Origin of the sequence: Nocardioides sp. J54, from assembly GCF_000519005.1 — a bacterium.
Taxonomy (GTDB): Bacteria; Actinomycetota; Actinomycetes; order Propionibacteriales; family Nocardioidaceae; genus Nocardioides.
The window spans coordinates 1-22,165 of the sequence record NZ_JAER01000047.1 but is presented as its reverse complement, the minus strand read 5'-3'; the positions used below and the strand labels follow the sequence as shown (position 1 = coordinate 22,165).

The following is a 22,165-nucleotide window of genomic DNA, read 5'->3' as shown; positions in this document are numbered from 1 at the left end:
GGCCAGGGGCACCGGCCTCCGGCTCAGAAGCCGATCAGCTCCAGGTAGTAGTCCCCCAGCTCCCCCGCGCCCAGGATCGCCGTCCACGCGCCGAGGATCATGAACGGCCCGAACGGCACGGCGGTCTTGCGCCCGGCCTTCCCGCCGGCCATCAGCAGCACGCCGGCCACGGCGCCGAGCAGGAAACCCATGAACGCGCCCACGAGGAAGGTCCCCCACGTCAGATAGGCGGTCATCGCCCCGACGATCCCGGACAGCTTGACGTCGCCGAACCCCATCCCGCCCGGCGCGGCGAACCACACCGCGAAGAAGAACACGAAGAGGATCGCCCCGCCGATCAGCGCCCGCAGCAGCGCGTCACCGTCCCAGCCGAGGAGCAGCAGCCCGGCCAGGACCGGGTACGACGGCAGCACGATCTTGTCCGGCAGCCGCTTGTGGTCGAGGTCGATGAGCGCGAGCGCGATGCCGATGCCCGCGAACGCGAGGTACGCCGGCAGCAGCCGCAGCCCCTGCTCGTCGGCCCCGAGCCGCAGCGCCACCAGCGCGAACGCCACGCCCGTGCCCAGCTCGACCAGGGGGTACCTCGCACTGATCGGCTCCCCGCAGTCGAAGCACCTCCCCCGCAGCACCAGCCACCCGAGCACCGGCACGTTGTGCCGATTCCGGATCTCGTGCCCGCACCGCGGGCACGCCGACGGCGGGTGCACGACGGACTCCCCCGCCGGCACCCGGTGCGCGACGACGTTGAGGAACGACCCGATGGCCAACCCGAGGACGAACGCGAACGCCGGGACGGCGAGGTCGAGGAACTGTTGCTCAGTCAGCGGTTGTGGCTCCAGCTCAGGATTCGGATCGATCGCTCGTTCTTGGTCGGACTACCGTCCGGGTCCCAGAGCTGCACGCGGGTGGTCAGGGCTGGCGTTCCCGAATCCGAGCAACTGCCGGAGTTGGGACAGACGAAGATCTCCAGCTGCACAACCGTGCTCTTGACGCCGAAGCCCGGGGAGTTGTCGGGAATCTCGATGACCGGCTCGGTCTGCGAGGAGTTTCCGTTCCAGAAACCCATGTCCAAGCGGTTGGCAATGAGCCCGAACCTCATGATCTCGGTGTTGAAGTTTCCGACGAGCAGTCGCACGTCGGCGAGCGGGACGTAGGTCGTGCCCTGGAAATAGATCTGGTTCTTCGCGTTGCCCTGCTTCATGTCGATGAGCCAGCACGTGCCGTTCCCCACGCACGTCCCCACCTCGCCCCGAAGGACCGGTACGTAGTACGTCAGGTCAAGACTGATGGCGTCGAGGTGCGCAGTCCCGGCGTTGCGCATTCCGGCGACGTAGTCGACCGTCGCGCCGGAGTAGCCAAACTCGCGCACCTGCTTCTGCAGGTCCGTGAGCGAGGCCCCCGTGATCGCCAGACCCGCCGCGCCACCGTCCGTGGAGTTGGCGGTGTGGGTCGGCAGGTTGACCTGCGTCGTGTAGGTCGAAGCGCCGTTGACCTTGATCGCGACCCGGGCCGAAGGATTGTTGGCCGAGTCCGCGTGGGTGACCCGCAGGGTCGCCGAGGTGACGATGGCTCCCGGTGGCACCGGGGTAGTCGGCGTGAACCCCCCGAGCGAGAGCGTCGTCGTCTGCGCACCCGAGCCCGTGTTGTTCCAGGTCGCAACCTTCGAGGCGTCGACGGGCTGTCCACCATCGGCAGCATTGACACGGCCGGCGGTGGCGTTGGTGAACCCGCCGGGCGACTCGATCGTGGTAGCAACGAGAGCATTGGCTGAGGCTGGAGCCGGCGTGCTTCCGGTCTTGAGCCCGTAGAAGACGATGGGCGGCCGGTCGGGGTGGTAGGTGCCGCAGAACTCGATCTCCGAGTTCTGGTCGACATACATTCGGCTGCTTCCGCCGAAGACGAACTGAACGCCCACAGCGTCAACGCTGTCGATCGGGTTCACGCAGGCGCCGGGGATCGTCGGACTGCTCGGCAGGTTTCCTCCACCCTCCGGGGTGCCGGCCACGATCTTCTTGTTGTTGATGGTCCAGACGTTGCCGCCGCTGCCGAAGAGGGAAGACGGGCAGACGTTCGCGCATGCGTCGTTGTGGAAGTCGAAGTAGTAGTTCCCTGGCTTGAACCAGAGAGTCCCGCAGAGGTTGGTAGCGGCGTTCAGCTCGCTTGCGCTGTCGTAGTACCCGGGAGAGAACACAGCGACGTCGTCAGTGCATCCCGTGGGCGGCTTCACCCAGGCCGGAACGGCGGCGATCTCCGGGTTGTAGTTCGGGTCGGGGATCGGCGGCCCCGAATTGCAGTTCTTCGGGGAAGCGACGACCTGGGCGCCGTTGCAGCTCCCCGTTGCTCGGATGCCGCCGGCGATCACATTGACCTTGCCCGTCACACTGCCGTTGGCATAGATACCACCCTTGACGACAAGACCAGGGTCCTTGCCCGTGACTTCAGCAACGTTGCCGCCCAGCGTGACGATCGCATAGCCCGGCTTGTTGCTGCTATTGATCGGAACGACAGGTCCCCGGTCACCGGTGTCGTACTCAGGTGTGCACCTCACGTACGCGCTCGTGTCTGCGAGGTCGCTGGACTTCGACGCCGGGTAGATGTCAGCCAGGAGGATTCCGTCAATCGGCTCGTCCGCCGCGTCCCACCCGAAGCAGCCTTCGTACGGGAGGGTCTCGTCGCTCTTGATGCGACCATTCGTGTAGACCCAGTTCTCGTCTTCAACAGCTCCGGGAGAGTAGCCCGTACGCAGCGCGTTGATGGCGACGTTGGCTGCCCCATCGGCCGCATAGGTCTGCCCTGCGACTTGGCGAAGCTGGACGCTCGCGCGAAGTGACCCTTCCCCACGCGTCAGCAGGGCTCCGACCACCACCGCGATCACCGTCGTGATCAGCAAGGCGATGATCAGTACCGTTCCGGAGTCGCCGAGGGTTCTCCGGCGAAGCCGGTAGGCGCGCAGCCAGTTGCCTGCCGTCATGACTGTCTCCGTTCGCCGGTCAGCGTCGCCGTGTAGTGGCCGCTGTGTCGTTCGCTGGTGTCGAAGGCCGTGAGCTTCATGGTGATGATCCGAGGCGCGGGGTCACCCGGCGCGCACGCACCGCCGTCGCACAGCACTTCTGGAAGGGCCTTGAGGTTGTTGGCAACGCGCACCACAGATGGCGAGCTGCCACATCGAGCTCGGACCAGCTCGAAGCGGTCATCTCCGAGACTCTTGCCCGCATAGGTCACGCGGACGACGTTCGCTGGCACCGCCGGGTCCGGCGACTGGTACTCGCCCCACCTGAGAGTGACGACGGGCGTGTATCCAAGTGGCACATTTCCGCACGGGACGGCATCAGCCCAGTCGGCGATGGGGTACAGCCCCGTGTCCGCCTCGGGCTCCGTGACCCGGGTTCCGATGCTGGCCACGTCTCGTTGCCAGTAGGCGGCGGCGAGCTGGACGTCGTGCGACTCAGTCAGCCGTGCCTGGGTCTCGGCCGTGTTCTTGAAGAACGCGATCACCACGCCAGAAAGTGCCGTCGTGATGATGCCGATGATCGCCACCGTGACGACCAGCTCCATCAAGGTGAAGCCGGCGTCTCCCCGACTGCTGCGCGCACGCGCCTCCGTTGGTTCGTTCATCACGGCGTGCACGCGTCACCTCCACAGGGTCGCTGCAGGATGAGATCGAGGGTCTCGACCGCGCGACTGTCCGGGCTGCTCACCTCGAGCTTGATGCGGACAGCGGTGTTCGGGCCGCAGGATCCTCCGTTCCCGTCGTAGGCGGTCAGAGGCGTGGTCTGCGTGTGGAGGCCCTGGTAGCCAGGAGGCCAGTCAGGTGGCGGGGCCGGCAGGTCCTCAACGTCGTAGGTGTGCGGCGCCGCGCACGCCACCCACGCAGCCGGAGTCTCGGTCAGGTGCTTCTGGAGCGCCTCGGCATAGCTGCGTGCGTAAGCACCGCCGGTCGTCTGCTTGCGGTGGATGTCCGAGGCAGTGACGCCCATCTGGAAACCGGCGAGGACGGCCACGGCCGCGATGCCGAGGATGACGATGGCGACCAGTGTCTCGACCAGGGTGACCCCTTGGTCATCGAGGCGCCGTCGACGTGGCTCCATCAGACGTCCACCTGGTTGAAGATGCCGTACATGGCCGACACCAGCGCGATCGCGACGAACCCGACGATTCCCCCCATGACGATGATGACGACGGGCTCGAACAGCGAGGTGAGCTTGGCGATCTTGTAGTCGAGCTCGTCCTCGTAGTACTCCGCCGTCACCTCGAGCTGGGTGTCCATCGATCCGGTCTCCTCGCCGACCCGCAGCATCGACGTGGCCGTGCCTGGGAAGAGCCCCGTCCGGGCCAGCGGTCCCGCAAGGCCCTGGCCTTCCAGCATCTGCTCGGTCACGCCGTTCAGCCGCTTGATGAAGACCCGGTTGCGCAGGGAGTCGGTGGCCACGCGAATCGCCTCGGGCAGGTTGACGCCGGCGCTGACCATGGACGCCATCACGCGGCAGAAGCGCTCGACGAGCGCGTACTGGATGGCCTCCCCCAGCACTGGGACCTTCAGCAGGAAGGCGTGCCAGGCGTACTTGCCTCGCTCGAAACGCTGCGAGATGACGAACAGCAGCGCCCATGTCGCGAAGCCGGCCGCCAGCGCCCACCACCAGTTGCCCAGGAAGTCGGTGAACCCGAGTAGCATTCGAGTCGGGAGAGGGAGCTCTGCGCCCAGGTCGTTGAAGAACACCTCGAACTTCGGCAGCACGTAGATGGCCAGCACGAGGACCGTGACGACCGACATGCCGGCCACCGCCATCGGATACATCATGGCCGACTTGATCTTGCGCCGCGCCTCGAGGTCGCGCTCGAGGTAGACCGCAAGGCGGGACAGCACGGTGTCGAGCTCACCGGTCAGCTCGGCCGAGCGCACGATGCCGCGGTAGAACTCCGGGAACACCTTGGGGTAGCGCTCGAGGGTGTCGGAGAAACGTTCACCGGTGCGCAGGCCGTCCTCGATGTCGTGCATCATCCGGCGCACCGAGGAGTTCTCGCTCTCCTCGCCGATCGAGTGCACCGCGTCCAGGATCGGCAGGCCGGCCCGGAGGAAGGCGGCGATCTGCCGGGAGAGGTGCATGACGTGCTCGCGCTTGATCCGCGGGCCGGAGATCTCGTACTGCAGGATGCTCTTCTTCTCGTGCACCCGAAGGTCGCGCAGCTCCCGCTCGTAGAGGGCGACCTCCGCGTCACCGCGGCTGGCAGCCTTGGTGGTCCCCTTGACGCTCTGGCCGCTGAGGTCGACACCGACGTAGGCGAACTTGGGCATCTCAGACTCCTGCCACGTAGATGGAACGCATGACCTCGGCAGCCGTGGTCGTGCCCTGGCTGACCAGCTGGGCGGCCTGCTCCTGCAGGGTGCGCATGCCCTGGCTGCGGGCGAGCTTGCGCATCTGGTCGTGCGGCGCCCGGTCGACGATCAGCTCCCGCACCTCGTCGGTGACCACGAGCATCTCGTAGACCCCGATCCGCTCGAGGTAGCCGGTGTGCGCGCAGAAGTGGCAACCCGTGCCGTGCCTGAACCCGCCGGCCGGCTCCTCGCCGCCGAACTGGCGGAGGAAGGCGAGCTCGTCCGGCGTCGGCTGGTAGGGCTCGAGGCAGGACGTGCAGCTGCGCCGCACCAGGCGCTGCGCAACCACTGCGGTGACGGACGAGGCGATGAGGAAGGCCTCGATGCCCATGTCGAGCAGGCGGTAGAGCGCGGAGACGGCCTCGGTCGCGTGCAGCGACGACAGCACGAAGTGGCCCGTCAGCGCCGACTGGACCGCGATCCGCGCGGTGTCGACGTCACGGATCTCGCCGACCAGGATCACGTCCGGGTCCTGGCGGAGGATGGACTTGAGCCCGCCGGCGAAGGTGATGCCGGCTGCCTCGTTGATCTGGATCTGGTTGATCGAGTCGAAGGTGTATTCCACCGGGTCCTCGATCGTCATCAGGTTCTTCTCGGGACTGTTGAGCTCGCCGAGCGAGGCGTAGAGCGTCGTGGTCTTGCCACCGCCGGTCGGGCCGGCGCAGATCACCATGCCGAACGGGTTGTGGATCAGCTGGGAGTAGCGCTCGGCCGTGTCCGCAGGCATGCCGAGCTGCTCGAGCTTGAAGAGCGGGCGGCTCTTGTCGAGCACCCGCATCACGACCTTCTCCCCGCCCACGACGGCGGTGGTCGAGACCCGGATGTCGACCTCACGGCCGTCGACCTCCATCGAGATCTGGCCGTCCTGCGGCCGGCGCCGCTCGACGATGTTCATCCCGCCGAGGATTTTCACGCGCGACACGATCGCCGGGCCGATCGAGGCCGGCAGGTCGAGCACCTCGGTGAGTGCACCGTCGATGCGGTAGCGCACCCGCACCCGCTCCCCCGTCGGCTCGACGTGGATGTCGGAGGCGCGGTCGCGCAGGGCCTGGGTGATGATCGACTGCACCACCCGGACCACGGGTGCGTTCTCGTTGGCGCTGACGTCGTCGAGGTCGGAGGCGTCCTTGCGCAGGGCGTCCTTCGCCTCGAAGGCCTGGATCTGTCCGCTGACCTCCCGGGTCGCGCGGTAGGACGTGGCCAGGCCCCGCTCCAGGTCGCGGGCGGTCACCACAGCCGCCCGGACCGGCCGCTCGAGGACGGCCGCGACCGCGGACACCCGCTCTGGCGCCGGGTCCAGCACGGCGACCGTCACCGCCTCGTCGTCGACTGCGACCGGAAGCACCTGCAGGGTCGTCGCCTGCTCGCGAGTGAGCAGAGCAACCGCATCCTCCGAGGGAGTCAGCGTGCGGAAGTCGGCGAGCGGCACGCCGTGGTGCTCGGCGAGAGTCCGCGCCAGCGCGTCGTCGCTGACCGCGCCGGACGAGATCAGCTTCTGCGCCAGCGGGCCGTCCTGCTCCCGCACCGCGTCCAGCTGGTAGGGCTGGACCAGCCCGGCCTTGACGAGGATCCGGCCCAGCCGGTCGTCGTCCTCGTCGGTGCGCGGCGCGGCGGCCGGCGCCTCGGTCCTGGCGTGACGTCCCTTGAGCCTCATCCCGGGTCCTGTCCTCAGCGCCCGTTGTAGGCCGCGGTGGTGTAGCGCGGGCGGGCCTCGATGTCCTTGGGATAGAGGCTGCGTGCGACCGCCTCCTCCTCGCTGACCACGCCCTCCTGGATCAGCCGGGAGAGTGACTGCTCGAGGGTGATCATCCCGTCCTGGGCGCCGGTCACCAGCGAGTTGCGCAGCTGGTGGGTCTTGCCCTCCTTGATCAGGTTGCGCACCGCCGGGGTGGCGACGAGCACCTCGTAGGCCGCCGTCATCCCGCCGCCGATCTTCGGGATGAGCCGCTGGTAGACGACACAGCTGAGCGCGGCGGCGAGCTGGACCCGGATCTGGGCCTGCTGCTCGGCCGGGAAGACGTCGATCATCCGGCCCAGCGACTGCGCGGTGTCGTTGGTGTGCAGCGTCGCGAAGACGAGGTGGCCGGTCTCGGCGACGGTGAGGGCGAACTGGATGGACTCCAGGTCGCGCATCTCGCCGACCAGCAGGACGTCGGGGTCCTCGCGGAGCACGGAGCGCAGCGCGTCGTTGAAGGTGGCCGTGTCGGTGCCGACCTCGCGCTGGTTGACGGCCGCCATCTTGTGGTCGTGGACGTACTCGATCGGGTCCTCGACGGTGATGATGTGGCAGCCGCGGTTGGTGTTGATCAGGTCGACGAGCGAGGCCAGGGTGGTCGACTTGCCCGACCCGGTCGGCCCGGTCATCAGGATCAGGCCCTGGTGCCTCATCGAGAGGTCGCGCAGCGCCGGCGGCAGGCCGAGCTCGTCGACCGTCGGGACGTGGCGCGGGATCATCCGCAGCGCGACGGCGGTCAGCCCGCGCTGGGTGAACGCGTTGCCGCGGATCCGGGCGTGCTCGCGCCAGGAGAAGGAGAAGTCGTACTCGTGCCGGGTGTCCCACGCGGCGGCCTGCTCGGGGGTGAGCACCTCGGCGAGCAGTGAGTTGGTGTCGTCGACGCCGAGCGGCGCCTGGCCGGGGACGGGGCGCAGGGTGCCGTCGACCCGGATCATCGGCGGGAGGCCGACGGTGAGCATGAGGTCGGTGCCCCGCACCTCCCACAGCGCGGCGAGCAGCTGGTCGATGCGGTCACCGATGCGGTGGAGGTGGTGGTACACGATGGCCCCTCTGGAAGTGGAACAGCACTAATCGTCAGGCAGCCGTGAAGGGCCGCCGCCTAGGCGACGGCCCCTCATAGCTCGCATGGGAGATTCAGCTCGCCGTCACTCGCCGCAGTTCGCCGTCACCGGCGTGACAGCACCGGTGTTGTTGTCGTAGGCGACGCGCTGCTTCTCGTCGACCGTGTTCGCGCTCGGGTCCGACTTCAGGTAGTCGTCCACGAGAGTCGCGAGGTCGGCCGGGTTGGAGCCTTCCTTGGCGTAGTAGGCCTCGACGGCGACCTCAGCGGTCTTGACGTTCGACTTGCAAGCGGAGACGTCACCCCGGTCCGTAATGCCACGGACGGAGAAGACGACGACCGCGGCCAGGATGCCGAGGATGACGATGACGATCAGGAGCTCGATGAGCGTGAAGCCGCGGTCCCCGCGGCGGGCCGCCTGGAGGCGGTCGATGGTTCGGCGCATGCCAGTACCCCTTCAAGGGAGAGAGTTCAACAGGAGAGAGGTTGGGGCCCCGAGGCCACGACGACGATCAAACGCCGCCCTGCGCCGAGCCGTCTGGCAGTTCCGGATTTCTTTACTTTTCTTCCACGATGAACCCGGATATGGTGCGCCCTTGCACTATCGGATCCGATGGTTCGGCTGCGGTGAGAACCTTCCTTCACCCATACTTCCGCGCCGCCCGTCCCCGCAGACCACACCAGGGACCAAGGTCCCGCAGATCCCGTCTCGGCGGGGGTTTGACCGCCGGAACGCCCCCATCTACGGGCTTCCGGCACGTCGTTACCGGATCTGATCAGCCGGTCGGCGCAGGGCGCGGTCGACGACCGCCGGCAGGTGCCGGATCGTCAGCGCGGCCAGCCGGCTGTCGCGGCCCGGGACGACCAGGAAGCCGCGCCGCCGGCGCAAGGCGGCCACCAGCGCGTCGGCGACCTGCTCCGGCGTCAAGGTCCGCACGCTCTCCTCGGCGGCGAGCACCTCGGCCGGCTTGTGGCGGTTCTCCTCCTCGAAGCCGGGCGTGAGCGTGTTGGGCGGGCAGAGCACGAGCACGCGCACGCCGTACGGCCTCGCCTCGCGGCGCAGCGCCTCGGAGAACCCGACGACCCCGGCCTTGGTGGCGCTGTAGACGGTGTAGCCGAAGAGGCCGGTGAGTCCGGCTATCGAGGAGGTGGTCACGATCGTCCCGCCGCCGGCGGCGCGCAGGTGCGGCAGCACCGCCCGTGCGACGTGGATCGTGCCGAGCAGGTTCGTCGCCACCATGCCGGTGACGTCCGCGGCCGGCAGCTCGTCCAGCCAGCCGGGCCGGGCGTAGCCGGCGGTGGTGACGACCAGGTCGGGCACGCCGACCTCCCCGACCAGCGCGTCGACGACCTGCCCGACGGCGTCGGCGTCGGTGACGTCGACCCGCCGGGCGTGCGCGCCGGCGCCCAGCCGGGCCAGGGCGGCGTCCAGCCTGTCCTGCGAGCGGGACAGCACGACGACCTCGGTGCCGCCGGCGGCGAGGCGCTCGGCGACGGCGAGCCCGATGCCCTCCGAGCCGCCGAAGACGAACGCCCGCCGGTGCGCCACTCCCCTGGTCCTACCCGTCGGCTCCGTGGGACGACAGCCTGCCGGTGACGCGGCCGATCAGCCGGGTCCGGCCCGGAGCGACCCGCGAGGCGAGGTCGATGACCCGGGCGTCCGGGCCGACGACCGCGCGCGGCTGGTCCTTCGCGATCGCCTTGACGATCCGCCGCGCCACGAACGACGGCGGCGGCATCAGCACCGCCAGCGGCCCCTGGGACACCTTCGCGATCCGGGCCCCGTCCGCGCCGCGGGCGCCGGCGGCGATGCCGGTGCGGTGGGTGCCGGGGAAGACGACGGAGACGCCCACCGACGTGCCGGCAAGCTCGCCGCGCAGCGCCTCGGAGAACGCCTTCACCGCACCCTTGGTCAGCGCGTAGGTCGCCGTGTGCGGCAGGCCCATCAGCCCGGCCATGCTGGAGACGTTGACGATGTGCGCCTCGTCCTGCTGCTTCAGCACCGGCAGGAACGCCCGGCACCCGTGCACGACGCCCCACACGTTGACGTCGACCAGCAGCCGCATGTCCTCCAGCCGCTCCTCGGCGAAGGCGCCCACCGAGGTGATGCCGGCGTTGTTGACGAGGACGTGGACGACGTCGTGGTGCTCGCGCACCTCGTCGGGCAGCTCGGCCATCCGCTCCGCGTCGGACACGTCCGCGAGGTGCGTCGTCGCGCGCCGCCCCTCCGCCTCGACCAGCCGCGCGGTCTCCTCCAGCCCGTCCGGCTTGAGGTCCACCAGTGCCAGGTCGCACCCCCGCCGCGCCAGCCGCTGCGCCGTCACCCGGCCGATGCCACTGCCCGCCCCGGTGATGACCGCGACGCGTCCTTCGAGTCTCTGCACTAGAACAGGTTATCGTTTCGGGTTGCAGGAATCCCCGCCTGGCCGGGGATTCCCGCGGTTGTTGACGTTTGCAACGGCCAGCAACCGCGGGAAAACGTCATCAGGTCCACCTCAGGTCTGGCCGACGTGCTCCTCGAAGACCAGCACCGTCTGGGTGGCGATCACCTCGGGCAGCGACTGGATCCGCTCCAGCACCAGCTCGCGCAGGTGGTCGGCGTCGCGGGCGCGGACGAGGATCACGCAGTCGAAGTCGCCGGTGACCAGCGCGACGTGCGCCGCCTCCTCGAGCTGCCACACCTTCTTGCGGAAGGACTTCCAGGAGTTCTGCTTGGTCCGGACGTGGACGTACGCCGACAGGCCGAGCCCCACCGCGGCCGGGTCGACGTCGATCGTGAACGACCGGATCACCCTGGTGTCGACCATCCGCTTGACCCGTGCGTACGCGTTGGCGCGGCTGATCCCGACCTGCGCGGCGACGTCGCGGATCGACGTCCGGGAGTCGGCGCGCAAGACGTCCAGAATCGCGGTGTCGACGGCGTCCATGCGAGACATGTTGCCACCGCGGACCCGGCGAGCGCGACCATTCGTCTCGGCGCACTGGCGATCTCGTGGCCCGCGTCACACACTGCAGCCATGTTCGAGGAAGCTCAGTACTTCGCGCCCGTCACCACCGACGAGGACGGCTCGCTCAAGGTCCACCTCGGGGCCGACCACCCGGGCTTCGCCGACCCGGCCTACCGCGCCCGTCGCGACGCGCTCGCGACCCTGGCCAACAACTGGAAGCCGGGCACGCCCCCGCCGTACGCCCCCTACACCGACGACGAGCACCAGGTGTGGCGCGTGGTGAGCGAGGCGCTGGTGACCAAGCACCGCAAGTACGCCTGCCGCGAGTTCCTCGACGGCAAGGAGTCGCTCGGCCTGCCCATCGACCACATCCCGCAGCTCTCCGAGGTCACCGAGTGGCTCAAGCCGCTGACCGGCTTCCGCTACCAGCCCGCCGCCGGCCTGGTGCCGCTGCGCGAGTTCTACGGCACCCTCGCCGACAAGGCGTTCTGGTCGACGCAGTACGTCCGCCACCACTCGGTGCCGCTCTACACCCCCGAGCCCGACGTGCTGCACGAGGTCGTCGGCCACGGCAACACCCTCGCCAACCCGCGCTTCACCGCGCTCTACGAGCTCGCCGGCCAGGCCTCGCGGCGCGTGCAGAGCACGGACGCGCTGGAGTTCGTCAGCAAGGTCTTCTGGTTCACCCTCGAGTTCGGCGTGCTGTGGGAGGCCGGGGAGCTCAAGGCGTACGGCGCCGGCATCCTGTCCTCCCCCGGCGAGATCGAGGCCTTCCGCGGGATGAACATCCGCCCCCTCGACATCGGCGAGATGGGCAGCCAGATCTACGACATCACCGACTACCAGGACGTGCTCTACGTCGCGGAGTCGTTCGCGCAGATCGAGGACGTCGTCGGCTCCTTCTGGGCCGACTGCACCGACGACTCGATCGCCGAGCTGCAGGCCCGCCACCCGGCCCACACCTGAGGACGCGCCCGGCGGCCACACCCGGCCGGGGCTGCCGGCCCCGGGCCGGCACGCCCGCATCCCACCCGGGCGCGCCGGTCCGTCACGGCGCGGTCGTGCCTGACGAACCCGGCCCGCAGGAAACGGCCCCACCGCAGGTCCGTCGGGCACGAACGCCGCCACCACCCGCTCGTCCCGGCTGGCGGTTCGAGCGGGTCCGTGACTGCTGCTACCGGGCTGATTCCCTCCCTGCTGCCGCGCCGGCCCGGTCCCCGGCGCACCGTCCAGTAGACGTCCGGCGCCCGGCGACGGCAAGGTCCGGCGGTGTCCTCGGATCCGCTGCCCCGCTGACCCGCTGATCCGCTCTCCCGCTGTCCCGCTGACCCGCGGCTCAGTGACGGCGGGCGGCCCACGCGACGAGCTCGCGCGCCGGGCCCTCCGGCGGGGTCGGACCGCCCTTCCACACCGCGTGCAGGCGGCGGGTGAGGTCGAGGCCGGTGACGGCGACCTGGACCAGGCGGCCCGTCGCCAGGTCGTCGCGCACGGCGTGGGCGCCGACCGCGGCCGGGCCCGCTCCCGCCGCCACGGCCGCCCGGACCGACGCGGTGCTGGACAGCTCGAGGACGGGCGCGGCCATCGGCAGGTCGGCCAGCGCCCGCTCGAGGACGGTGCGGGTGCCGGACCCGACCTCCCGCACCACCAGCGGCGTCGCGGCCAGCGTCGTGGCGCTGACCCGCCGGCGCGAGCGCTGCGCCCACGGGTGGGTCGGCCCGACCACGACGAGCAGCTCGTCGGTGCCCACGAGGCGGTGGCGCAGGCCGCGCGGCGCGTCGGGGCCCTCGACGAACCCGAGCGTCACGTCACCTGCGCCCACCATCTCCACCACGCGGGCGGTGTTGGTGGCGGTCATCGTGATCTCGGTCGGCTGCTGGCCGCGCTTGACCTGCTCGGTGCGCAGGCCGACCAGCCAGCCGGGCAGCATGTGCTCGGCGATGGTGAGGCTCGCGGCGATGTCGAGGTGGCTGCGGCGGTCGGCGCGCAGCGCGGTGATGCCGGCGTCGAGCTCCTGCGCGGCGTCGAGCACCCGGTCGGCCCACTGCACGACCAGCTCACCGGTCGGGGTGAGCTCCGATCCCCGCTTGCTGCGGGTCACCAGCGGCTCCCCGACGAGCGCCTCCATGGTCCGCACCCGCGACGACGCCGCCTGCTGGGTGATGCCGAGCTCGGCCGCCGCGGCGCCCAGGCTCCCGGTCCGGGAGACGACGACGAGCAGCTCCAGCGCCCGGAGCTCCGGGACGTGCGGCCCCAACATGCTCACAAGCCTACCTTGTGAGCACCCAACCACGACCTCGTTCCGCCGGGCGCCGCGGATCCGCAGACTCGGTGGCATGACTCTTCGCGTTGCGATCGTGGGCGGTGGCCCGGCCGGCATCTACGCCGCGGACATCCTCACGAAGTCCGAGACCCCGGTCTCGGTCGACATCATCGAGCGGCTCCCCGCCCCCTTCGGTCTGGTGCGCTACGGCGTCGCGCCGGACCACCCGCGGATCAAGGAGATCATCAAGGCGCTCCAGCGGGTGCTCGCCAAGCCGGAGGTCCGCTTCCTCGGCAACGTGGAGTACGGCGTCGACGTGAAGCTCGAGGACCTGCGCGAGTTCTACGACGCGGTGGTGGTGGCGACCGGCGCCATGGCCGACCGCGACCTGGGCATCCCGGGTGAGGAGGCGTCGTACGGCGCCGCCGACTTCGTCAGCTGGTACGACGCCCACCCGGACGTGCCGCAGACCTGGCCGCTGGACGCGAGGAGCGTCGCGGTGATCGGCGTCGGCAACGTCGCCCTCGACGTCGCACGCGTGCTCGCCAAGACCGGCGACGAGATGCTGGTGACCGACATCCCCGCCCACGTCCACGCCGGGCTGAAGGCCAAGACGATCACCGACGTGCACGTCTTCGCCCGCCGCGGCCCGGCGTACGCGAAGTTCTCCCCGCTCGAGCTGCGCGAGCTCAACCACTCCCCCAACGTCGAGGTCATCGTGCACCCTGAGGGCTTCGACGTCGACGCGCACGGCATGGAGCACATCGCACAGCACAAGTCGCAGAAGATGGTGCTCAACACGCTGACCAGCTGGGTCGGCGCGGACCCGGTCGGCAAGCCGCACCGGATCCACCTGCACTTCGCCGAGGCGCCGGTCGAGATCGTCACCGACGCCGACGGCAAGGTCACCACGCTGCGCACCGAGCGCACCCACTCGCCGAACGCCGACGGCAACGTCGACGGCACCGGCGAGGTGACCGACTGGGACGTGCAGCAGGTCTACCGCGCGATCGGCTACCGCAGCAGCGCGCTGCCGGGCCTGCCCTTCGACGAGCGCGCCGCGGTCATCCCGAACGACGGCGGCCGGGTCCTCGGCCTGGACGGCCAGCCGATCCCGGGCACCTACGTCACCGGCTGGATCAAGCGTGGGCCGGTCGGCCTGATCGGGCACACCAAGTCCGACGCCGCCGAGACCGTCGGACACCTGCTCGCCGAGACCACGCCCACCGCGACCGCGCGGCGTCCCGAGGACGTCGACGCGTACCTCGCCGGGCGCGACGTCGAGGTCGCCACCCACACCTCGTGGGAGCTCCTCGACGCCCACGAGGTCGCCCTGGGCGAGGCCGAGGGTCGCGCGCGGGTCAAGGTCGCCACGCGCGAGGAGATGCTGGCCGCCGGCCGCGGCTGACCTCTCGCCCTGCCCGCCCGGTGGGGAGCGGCTCGTAGGTTGGTGCCGTGACACGCACCGGTGCCGTCCTGCGGATCCCCCGACTGAGCAAGCGGATGAACGAGGGCCTCGAGGCGTCGTACGACGTCCTGGACCTGCCCGACGAGGGCCGCGACGCCTTCCTCGCCGAGCACGCGGACCGGGTCGTCGCGATCGCGTGCACCGGCAACGGCCTGGTCGACGCCGACCTCGTCGCGGCGCTGCCGCGGCTGCAGGTCGTCGTCAACCACGGGGTCGGCTACGAGAACGTCGACGTCGACGCCTGCCTCGCGCACGGGGTGCTGGTCAGCCACACGCCGGGGGTGCTCGACGACGCCGTCGCGGAGACCACGCTCGGGCTGCTCATCGCGACCCGGCGCCGGTTCGTCGAGGCGGACTCCTTCGTGCGTGCGGGGCGCTGGTCGCAGGAGGGCTTCCCGCTGACCGGCCAGGTCGCCGGCAGCCGCGTCGGCATCCTCGGCCTGGGCCGGATCGGGCGCCGCTTCGCCGCGCTCGTGGACGCGATGGGCTGCGAGGTGGCCTACCACAACCGCCGCGAGGTGCCCGGCGTCCCGTACCGCTACGCCGCCTCCGCCACCGAGCTCGCCGCCGGTGTCGACAACCTCGTGGTGATCGTGCCCGGCGGCGCCTCGACCGCCGCCCTGGTCGACCGCGAGGTGCTCGACGCCCTCGGCCCCGACGGCGTGCTGGTCAACGTCGCCCGCGGCTCCGTCGTCGACGAGCCCGCCCTGGTCGCAGCGCTGCAGGACGGCCGCCTCGGGGCCGCCGGCCTCGACGTCTTCGCCACCGAGCCGCACGTCCCCGAGGAGCTGCGCGCCCTCCCCAACGTCGTCCTGCTCCCCCACGTCGCCTCCGCCACCGTCCCCACCCGCAACGCCATGGCCGACCTCACCCTCGACAACCTCGCCCTGTGGTGGAGCACCGGCCGCCTCCGCACCCCCGTCCCCGAGATGGCCGACGAGGTGTGACGCTCTCGACCGCGAGGTGTGAGGGTTCGCACCGCGAGGTGTGAGGGTTTGCACCGCGAGGTGCGAAGGTTTGCGGCACGAGGTGTGAGGCGTGGCCACCCGGGCCCGAGATTTTACGGAGCCTTTGGCAAGACCCGGGGACAGGACTGCCGTCGTCCGACTTAATACGGACCTGAAGCAACCGCGTCTCGGGAACGACGCTGGAGGTACACATGCCTGGTCCTGCTCCCGAGCGTCGCGGCCACGAGCCCGGCGCGGGCGGTCAAGCAGTGAGGCCTCAGGTGGCGGCCCGCCGTGCCGACGGGAGGAGGATGCGCCGCTTCCTCCCCGCCCTCCTCGCCCTCGCCGTGCTGCTCGGGCTCGCCGCGCAGCCGGCGGGCGCCGACCCGCTCAACCCGTCGAACCCGCTGCGGGACGGACGCTCCTGGCCGCACTCGACGATCGCGACCAAGGCGAACCCGGAGCTGCTGAACTACCTCGGCGAGCGTGACGCCACCCGCAAGAGGCGGCTGGGCCGGATCGCCCTGACGCCGCGGGTGCGCTGGTTCGCGAACTGCAAGGCGTGCAACGTCAGCGACGCGCGGCGGATCGTGTCGTCGTACATCGCCGACGTGCAGCGCGACGACCCGGACGCCGTCGCGCAGCTCGCGATCTTCGGGCTCTGGCCCGACGGCGAGGTCGTGCGCGGCAAGCGGCCGAAGATGTCGTGGTCGATGACCCGCTACCAGTCGTGGATCCGCAAGATCGCGGCCGGCATCGGCGACGCGCGCGTCGTGATCGTGCTCGAGCCCGACCTCGCGATCTCCGCCAACCACGGCGCCGACGGCCGCACCATGCCCGACCCGTCGCCGCGGCTGCGCAAGAAGATGACGGCGTGGGCGGCGAAGTACCTCTCCACCACGCTGCGCAACGAGACCATCTACATCGACGCCGGCTCCGCCGACTGGTTGTACGTCGACGAGGCGGTCAAGCTGCTCAAGGGCAGCGGCATCAAGCACGTCCGCGGCTTCGCGCTCGGCGCCACGCACTACGACTCCGTCGCCGACAACGTCGCCTTCGCCGCGAAGCTCTCGAAGGCCCTGGCCCGCGCCGGCTACCGCGGCAAGCGCGCGATCATCGACACCGCCGACAACGGCACGCCGTTCACCTGGCAGCAGTGGAACAAGCGCTGGGGGCCGCGCTACCGCGCCACCGGCAACGAGTTCTACCAGTTCGACAACACCCCGACCTGCCGCTCGCGCACTGAGAAGGTCTGCCAGACCATCGGCCACCGGCCGACCAGCAACCCGCTCGGCCCGGAGGCCGCGAAGCTCGGCCTCGGCAAGGGCAAGCCGAAGCTGCGCCGCGAGGCCCGCACGTACGTCGACGGCTACCTCTGGTTCGGCCGTGGCTGGCGCTGGATGCAGCAGGGCGGCAACGACAGCAAGACCAAGGGCCGCATGCTGCGGATGGCGACGTACACCCGCTTCAACAAGTAGACCTCCCCGGCGCCCATCACATCCGATGGGCGCCAGGGAGGGATCAGACGACGCAGGCTGGGGTACCGCGACGACCGCGCCGGGCTCCGGTTCGGCGCACCGGGGCGCGGAGGGCGCCCGAGGGAGAAGACTTTGCGGCCCGCTCCGACGGCTGGGGGGCGGTGCGGAGCGGGCCGCAATGTCGTCGCTGCCCGCATGTCGTCGCCGCCGCCGCTGGTTGAGGTGCGAGGCGCCCCAGCGCCGAGCCTCGAAACCAGTGGCCCCGCTGCACCCCACTGTGCCCACCGCAGCCCGCCAGGAAGGCCCGGAGGTTTCGAGGCTCCTCGCTGGCGCTCGTCGCACCCCAACCACCGGAAGCACGCAGCACCGACCGACCGCCGCTGGTTGAGGTGCGAGGCGCCCCAGCGCCGAGCCTCGAAACCAGTGGCCCTGCTGCTCCGGAGCTGCGGGGTTCGATTCCCCGCCGCCGTACGGCGCACGTCGGGGCGCCACAATCCACACGTCGTGCAGCCACAACCCACACCTCGCGCAGCCACAACCCACACCTCGCGCAGCCACAACCCACACCTCGCGGTGGTGGGGCAGGGTCAGCCCATGTGGGGGTAGCGGTGGTCGGTGGGCGGGACCAGGGTCTCCTTGATCGAGCGCGGGGAGGTCCAGCGCAGCAGGTTGAGGGCGGAGCCGGCCTTGTCGTTGGTGCCGGAGGCGCGGCCGCCGCCGAAGGGCTGCTGACCGACGACGGCGCCGGTGGGCTTGTCGTTGACGTAGAAGTTGCCCGCGGCGAAGCGCAGCTGGTTGCTGGCCCAGTCGATGGCGCGGCGGTCGGTGGCGAGCACCGAGCCGGTCAGGGCGTACGGCGCCGCCGACTCCGCCTGCGTCACGACCTCCTCGAACGCGCCGGACCGGCTGTCGTCGTACACGTGGACGACGAGGATCGGGCCGAAGTACTCCGTCGAGAACATCTCGTCGGCCGGGTCCTCGGCGACCACGATCGTCGGGCGGACGAAGTACCCGACCGAGTCGTCGACGGTGCCGCCGGCGACGACCTGCAGGCCGGGCGCCTCGTGGGCGCGCTGGATCGCCCCCTCGTGCTTGGCGAACGCGCGGGCATCGATGACCGCGCCGGTGAAGTTCGAGAAGTCCGTCGGGTCACCGACGGCGAGCGCGTCGGTCTCCGCGACCAGGTCGTCACCCATCCGCGACCACAGCGACGCCGGCACGTAGGCGCGGGAGGCGGCGGAGCACTTCTGCCCGCTGTACTCGAACGCGCCGCGGATCAGCGCCGTCCTCAGCACGTCGGGGTCGGCCGACGGGTGCGCGATGACGAAGTCCTTGCCGCCGGTCTCCCCCACCAGCCGCGGGTAGGTGCGGTACGACGTCAGGTTGCTCCCGACCGTCTGCCACAGCTCCTGGAAGGTGGCGGTCGAGCCGGTGAAGTGGATGCCGGCCAGGTCGGGGTGCGCGAGCGCGACCTCGGAGACCGCGAGCCCGTCGCCGGGGAGCATGTTGATCACGCCCGGCGGCATGCCGGCCTCCTCGAGCAGCTCCATCGTCAGCGACGCGGCGAGCTGCTGGGTGGGCGACGGCTTCCAGAGGACGGTGTTGCCCATCAGCGCCGGCGCGGTCGGCAGGTTGCCGGCGATCGCGGTGAAGTTGAACGGGGTGATCGCGTAGACGAAGCCCTCGAGCGGGCGGTGGTCGGTGCGGTTCCAGATGCCCGGGCTGTTGGCGATCGGCTGCTCGGCGAGCACCTGCCGCGCGAAGTGGACGTTGTAGCGCCAGAAGTCGATCAGCTCGCAGGCGGCGTCGATCTCGGCCTGGAAGGCGGTCTTCGACTGCCCGAGCACGGTCGCGGCGTTGAGCCGCTGGCGCCACGGGCCGGCGAGCAGCTCAGCTGCGCGCAGGATCACCGCCGCGCGCTCGTCGAAGGGCAGGTCGCGCCAGCCCGGGGCGGCCTCGCGGGCCGCGTCGATGGCCGCCTTGGCGTCGTCGGTGGTGCTGTTGCGCATCACCCCGAGCACCTTGGCGTGCGCGTGCGGCTGCACGACCTGGATCTCGTCACCCCCGCCGGTGACGCGCTCGCCGCCGATGTGGGCGTCGAGCTGGTGGGTGGTCGAGGAGAGCCGCTCGATCTCGGCGGCCAGCGCCTCGCGCTCGGCGCTGCCGGGCGCGTAGGTGAGGTTGGGCTCGTTGACGGGAGCCGGCGGGGCGGTGATGGCGTCCATGTCAGTCCTTCCGTTCGACTCGTTCGGTTCAGCTGTCTGGGGGTTCAGCGGTGCATGAGGGCGCGCAGGAAGAAGCCGACGTTGGCGGGCCGCTCGGCGAGGCGGCGCATGAAGTAGCCGTACCAGTCGGTGCCGTAGGGCAGGTAGACCCGCATCCGGTGGCCGGCGTCGACCATCCGCTGCTCCAGGTCGGGGCGCACGCCGAAGAGCATCTGCGCCTCCCAGCGGTCCTCGCCGCGGCCGGTGGCGCGCGCCTGCGCGACGGCGCGGTCGAGCATCGCCGGGTCGTGCGTGGCGATCATCGGGTAGCAGTCGGAGGCCATCAGCGCGTCGACCGCGGCCTCGTAGGCCCGGTCCACGTCGGCCTTGCGCTGCAGCGCGACGGACTCCGGCTCGCGGTAGGCGCCCTTGACCAGGCGGATGCGGGCGCCGGTGCCCTCGAGGGCCGCGATGTCGCCGGGGGTACGACGCAGGTTGGTCTGCAGCACGTTGCCGATCCACGGGTACGGCTGGCGCAGGTCGGCGCCGATCTCCAGCGTGGAGTCGACCGTGGTGTGGTCCTCCATGTCGAGGGTGACGGTGCAGCCGACGGCACCGGCGGCGTCGCAGATCTCGGCGGCGTGCTCGGTGGCGACCGTCGTACCGTCGGGGAGGGCCTGGCCCAGGGCGGACAGCTTGAGGGACACGTCGCTGCCCTCGGCGACGCCGGCGTCGGCGAGGGCGCGGAGCAGGTCGAGGTAGGCGTCGCGGGTGGCCCGGGCGCCGGCGATGTCGAGCACGTCCTCGCCCAGCACGTCGATGGTGACGCTGCGGCCCGCGGCGACGAGCTCCCGGGTCGCGGCGATCGCGTCGGCGGTGGTCTCGCCCGGCACGAACCGGTCGACGACCTTGCGCGTGAGCGGGAACGACTCCACCGCGCGGCGGGCCGTCGTGCTGCGCGATGCGCGGTTGAGCGTCTGGCTGAGCATGCTTCCACGCTACGAGTGACCCGGGCCACGGCAAACAGACATCCGTAACGGCTTGTGGCCGTAGATGTGCGACATTTGCACAGTGACGACGCTGGACGACCTCGCCGAGCAGATGGCGCGCCTGACCGACGCCCCGTGCACGCTCGAGGACGCGGAGTTCCGGCTGATCGCCTTCTCCGACCACCGCGCCGACGACGTCGTCGACACCGTGCGCCAGCGCTCGATCCTGCAGCGCCACGCGACCGACGACGTGCGGGCGTGGTTCCGCGGCCAGGGCATCGAGGAGGCCGAGGGACCGCTGCGGACGCCGGGCGACGCCGGGCTCGGCATCGTGGCGCGGCTGTGCGTGCCGGCGCGGCACCTGGGCCGGGTGCAGGGGTACTTCTGGCTGCTCGACCCCGACGAGCGGATCGACCCGGCCACCTGGCCCGAGGCCGCACGGATCGCCGAGTCGGCTGCCCACCTGCTGTCGGTCGCCGAGCGGCGCCAGGCCCGGCGCGACGCACTCTTCCGCGAGCTCGTCGAGGGCGGACGCCTCGCGGCGCGGGAGTCCGCCGCCGACCTCGCCGACGCCGCCGGCCTCGACCTGCACGAGCCGCTGGCGTGCGTGCTCGTCGACCGCCCCGAGCTCGCCGACCAGGTCGCCAGCCGGCCGGCCCGCCCCGGCGTGGTCTGGGCGCGCACCGGCGACGTCGTCGCCGCGGTCGTCCGCGCCCGGCTGGTGGAGGGGGTCTCCGGGACCGACGAGCTGCTGACGGCGCTGGGCATCGGGCGACGGCTCGACCACCTCGACTCCGTCACGCGCGCGGCCGTCGGGCCCGTCGTACCCGACATCGACAGCCTCGCCACCACCTTCCGCGGCGCCCGCACCGGCCTGCGCGTCGCGCGCACCCGTCCGCCCGGCAGCGTCGTCACCTGGGCCTCCCTCGGCCCGCTCGCCCTGCTCGGCGTCGCCCGCGACGACGACCTCGCCGCCGCCGTCGTCGACCCCGCCGTCGCCCGCTTCCTCGCCACCGCCAGCCCCGACGTCCTCGCCACGCTGCGGGTCTGGCTGGACGAGGCCGGCAGCGCGTCACGTACGGCGGACCGCCTCGCCGTGCACCGCCAGACCGTCTACCACCGGCTCGCCCAGGTGCAACAGGCCACCGGCTGCGACCTCGCCCGCGGCCAGGACCGCCTGCGCCTCCACCTCGCCGTCGAGCTCGCCCCGTTCCTGACCTGAGCCGACTGCGACCGCCACAGCCCGGCGCGACGGGCCAAGCTCCCGGTGGTTGAGGTGCGACGAGCGCCAGCGAGGAGCCTCGCTGTGCCCTCTGCGCGAGCGCGTCGCCTGTCGTGCTCGCCGCACGGACCTCGCTGTCGCTCGGCCCGCGGGCGTCGCACGACGCGCCTTCGGCGCGGGCGCAGCGCTGCCGCGCGCGCAGTTGCCTCCAGCAGATGGCTGGGTCCGCCTGGCGGCAAGCCGGACGTAGGTGGGTCCGAGCGTTGCTCCCGGTGGTTGAGGTGCGACGAGCGCCACCGAGGAGCCTCGAAACCACCGGGCCTGCGGGGCGGACTGTGCCCACCACAACCCGGCGCGCAGGACCGGAGGTTTCGAGGCTCGGCCCCGGGCGGCCTCGCACCTCAACCACCGGCAGCTGGCAGCACCTGTTCCGGGCTCCCGGCGGCTGGCAGGACCGGACTCCCGGTGGCCGGCGGCGCC

General features: G+C 71.0%; 19 protein-coding genes. 5 read left to right on the top strand and 14 right to left on the bottom strand.

Going from position 1 to position 22,165, the window contains the following annotated elements:
• Positions 1-23 precede the first annotated feature (23 nt).
• From NOCJ54_RS0120340 to NOCJ54_RS27295, 11 genes are all read right to left on the bottom strand, one after another.
• Positions 24-767: a prepilin peptidase gene (locus NOCJ54_RS0120340; protein ID WP_198020286.1), complete on the bottom strand. Its 744-nt coding sequence runs from the start codon at positions 765-767 to the stop codon at positions 24-26.
• A 53-nt stretch (positions 768-820) separates the two neighbouring features.
• Positions 821-2,971: a hypothetical protein gene (locus NOCJ54_RS0120335; protein ID WP_028656946.1), complete on the bottom strand. Its 2,151-nt coding sequence runs from the start codon at positions 2,969-2,971 to the stop codon at positions 821-823.
• Positions 2,968-3,627, bottom strand: a complete 660-nt coding sequence (locus NOCJ54_RS27310; protein WP_036519013.1) for a PulJ/GspJ family protein — start codon at positions 3,625-3,627, stop codon at positions 2,968-2,970. Before NOCJ54_RS27310 ends, NOCJ54_RS0120335 begins: the two co-directional genes overlap by 4 nt.
• Positions 3,615-4,088, bottom strand: a complete 474-nt coding sequence (locus NOCJ54_RS0120325) for a type IV pilus modification PilV family protein (RefSeq protein ID WP_028656945.1) — start codon at positions 4,086-4,088, stop codon at positions 3,615-3,617. Before NOCJ54_RS0120325 ends, NOCJ54_RS27310 begins: the two co-directional genes overlap by 13 nt.
• Positions 4,088-5,293: a type II secretion system F family protein gene (locus NOCJ54_RS0120320; RefSeq protein ID WP_028656944.1), complete on the bottom strand. Its 1,206-nt coding sequence runs from the start codon at positions 5,291-5,293 to the stop codon at positions 4,088-4,090. The genes NOCJ54_RS0120325 and NOCJ54_RS0120320 overlap by 1 nt, the downstream gene beginning before the upstream one ends.
• A gap of 1 nt (position 5,294) precedes the next feature.
• Complete coding sequence (locus NOCJ54_RS0120315) at positions 5,295-7,028, bottom strand: GspE/PulE family protein (protein ID WP_084255527.1); 1,734 nt, start codon at positions 7,026-7,028, stop codon at positions 5,295-5,297.
• A gap of 14 nt (positions 7,029-7,042) precedes the next feature.
• Positions 7,043-8,149 (bottom strand): type IV pilus twitching motility protein PilT, encoded by a 1,107-nt coding sequence (locus NOCJ54_RS0120310; protein WP_036519010.1) that lies wholly within the window; start codon positions 8,147-8,149, stop codon positions 7,043-7,045.
• Positions 8,150-8,254: 105 nt separating this feature from the next.
• A complete protein-coding gene (locus tag NOCJ54_RS27305; protein WP_051486201.1) occupies positions 8,255-8,614 on the bottom strand; it encodes a type II secretion system protein in 360 nt (119 codons plus the stop codon).
• A 318-nt stretch (positions 8,615-8,932) separates the two neighbouring features.
• A complete protein-coding gene (locus NOCJ54_RS0120300; protein ID WP_028656941.1) occupies positions 8,933-9,718 on the bottom strand; it encodes an SDR family NAD(P)-dependent oxidoreductase in 786 nt (261 codons plus the stop codon).
• Positions 9,719-9,728: 10 nt separating this feature from the next.
• A complete protein-coding gene (locus NOCJ54_RS27300; protein WP_036519007.1) occupies positions 9,729-10,553 on the bottom strand; it encodes an SDR family NAD(P)-dependent oxidoreductase in 825 nt (274 codons plus the stop codon).
• A gap of 111 nt (positions 10,554-10,664) precedes the next feature.
• Positions 10,665-11,096 (bottom strand): Lrp/AsnC family transcriptional regulator, encoded by a 432-nt coding sequence (locus NOCJ54_RS27295; protein WP_232221847.1) that lies wholly within the window; start codon positions 11,094-11,096, stop codon positions 10,665-10,667.
• A gap of 90 nt (positions 11,097-11,186) precedes the next feature.
• On the opposite strand from NOCJ54_RS27295, the gene NOCJ54_RS0120285 reads away from it, so the two are divergent.
• Positions 11,187-12,083 (top strand): phenylalanine 4-monooxygenase, encoded by an 897-nt coding sequence (locus NOCJ54_RS0120285; protein ID WP_028656940.1) that lies wholly within the window; start codon positions 11,187-11,189, stop codon positions 12,081-12,083.
• Between the two features lie 370 nt (positions 12,084-12,453).
• Here NOCJ54_RS0120285 and NOCJ54_RS0120280 read toward each other — a convergent pair whose 3' ends face one another.
• On the bottom strand, positions 12,454-13,374 hold the full coding sequence (locus tag NOCJ54_RS0120280) for a LysR family transcriptional regulator (protein ID WP_036519024.1): 921 nt from the start codon (positions 13,372-13,374) through the stop codon (positions 12,454-12,456).
• 76 nt (positions 13,375-13,450) lie between these two features.
• Here NOCJ54_RS0120280 and NOCJ54_RS0120275 point away from each other — a divergent pair, with 76 nt between their 5' ends.
• The 3 genes from NOCJ54_RS0120275 to NOCJ54_RS0120265 all read left to right on the top strand — a co-directional run bounded on the left by NOCJ54_RS0120275 (position 13,451) and on the right by NOCJ54_RS0120265 (position 17,270).
• Complete coding sequence (locus NOCJ54_RS0120275; protein ID WP_084255525.1) at positions 13,451-14,785, top strand: FAD-dependent oxidoreductase; 1,335 nt, start codon at positions 13,451-13,453, stop codon at positions 14,783-14,785.
• Positions 14,786-14,832: 47 nt separating this feature from the next.
• Positions 14,833-15,792: a 2-hydroxyacid dehydrogenase gene (locus NOCJ54_RS0120270; RefSeq protein ID WP_028656937.1), complete on the top strand. Its 960-nt coding sequence runs from the start codon at positions 14,833-14,835 to the stop codon at positions 15,790-15,792.
• A 311-nt stretch (positions 15,793-16,103) separates the two neighbouring features.
• The gene (locus tag NOCJ54_RS0120265) at positions 16,104-17,270 is read left to right on the top strand and encodes a glycoside hydrolase family 6 protein (RefSeq protein ID WP_028656936.1); all 1,167 of its coding nucleotides are present in this window, start codon (positions 16,104-16,106) and stop codon (positions 17,268-17,270) included.
• A gap of 587 nt (positions 17,271-17,857) precedes the next feature.
• Here the strand turns inward: NOCJ54_RS0120265 and pruA are convergent.
• Entirely contained in the window at positions 17,858-19,495 is a 1,638-nt protein-coding gene (pruA, locus tag NOCJ54_RS0120260; RefSeq protein ID WP_028656935.1) for an L-glutamate gamma-semialdehyde dehydrogenase, read from the bottom strand.
• 44 nt (positions 19,496-19,539) lie between these two features.
• A complete protein-coding gene (locus NOCJ54_RS0120255) occupies positions 19,540-20,463 on the bottom strand; it encodes a proline dehydrogenase family protein (protein ID WP_028656934.1) in 924 nt (307 codons plus the stop codon).
• An 82-nt stretch (positions 20,464-20,545) separates the two neighbouring features.
• On the opposite strand from NOCJ54_RS0120255, the gene NOCJ54_RS0120250 reads away from it, so the two are divergent.
• The gene (locus tag NOCJ54_RS0120250) at positions 20,546-21,685 is read left to right on the top strand and encodes a PucR family transcriptional regulator (protein WP_028656933.1); all 1,140 of its coding nucleotides are present in this window, start codon (positions 20,546-20,548) and stop codon (positions 21,683-21,685) included.
• The last annotated feature ends 480 nt before the right edge of the window (positions 21,686-22,165 follow it).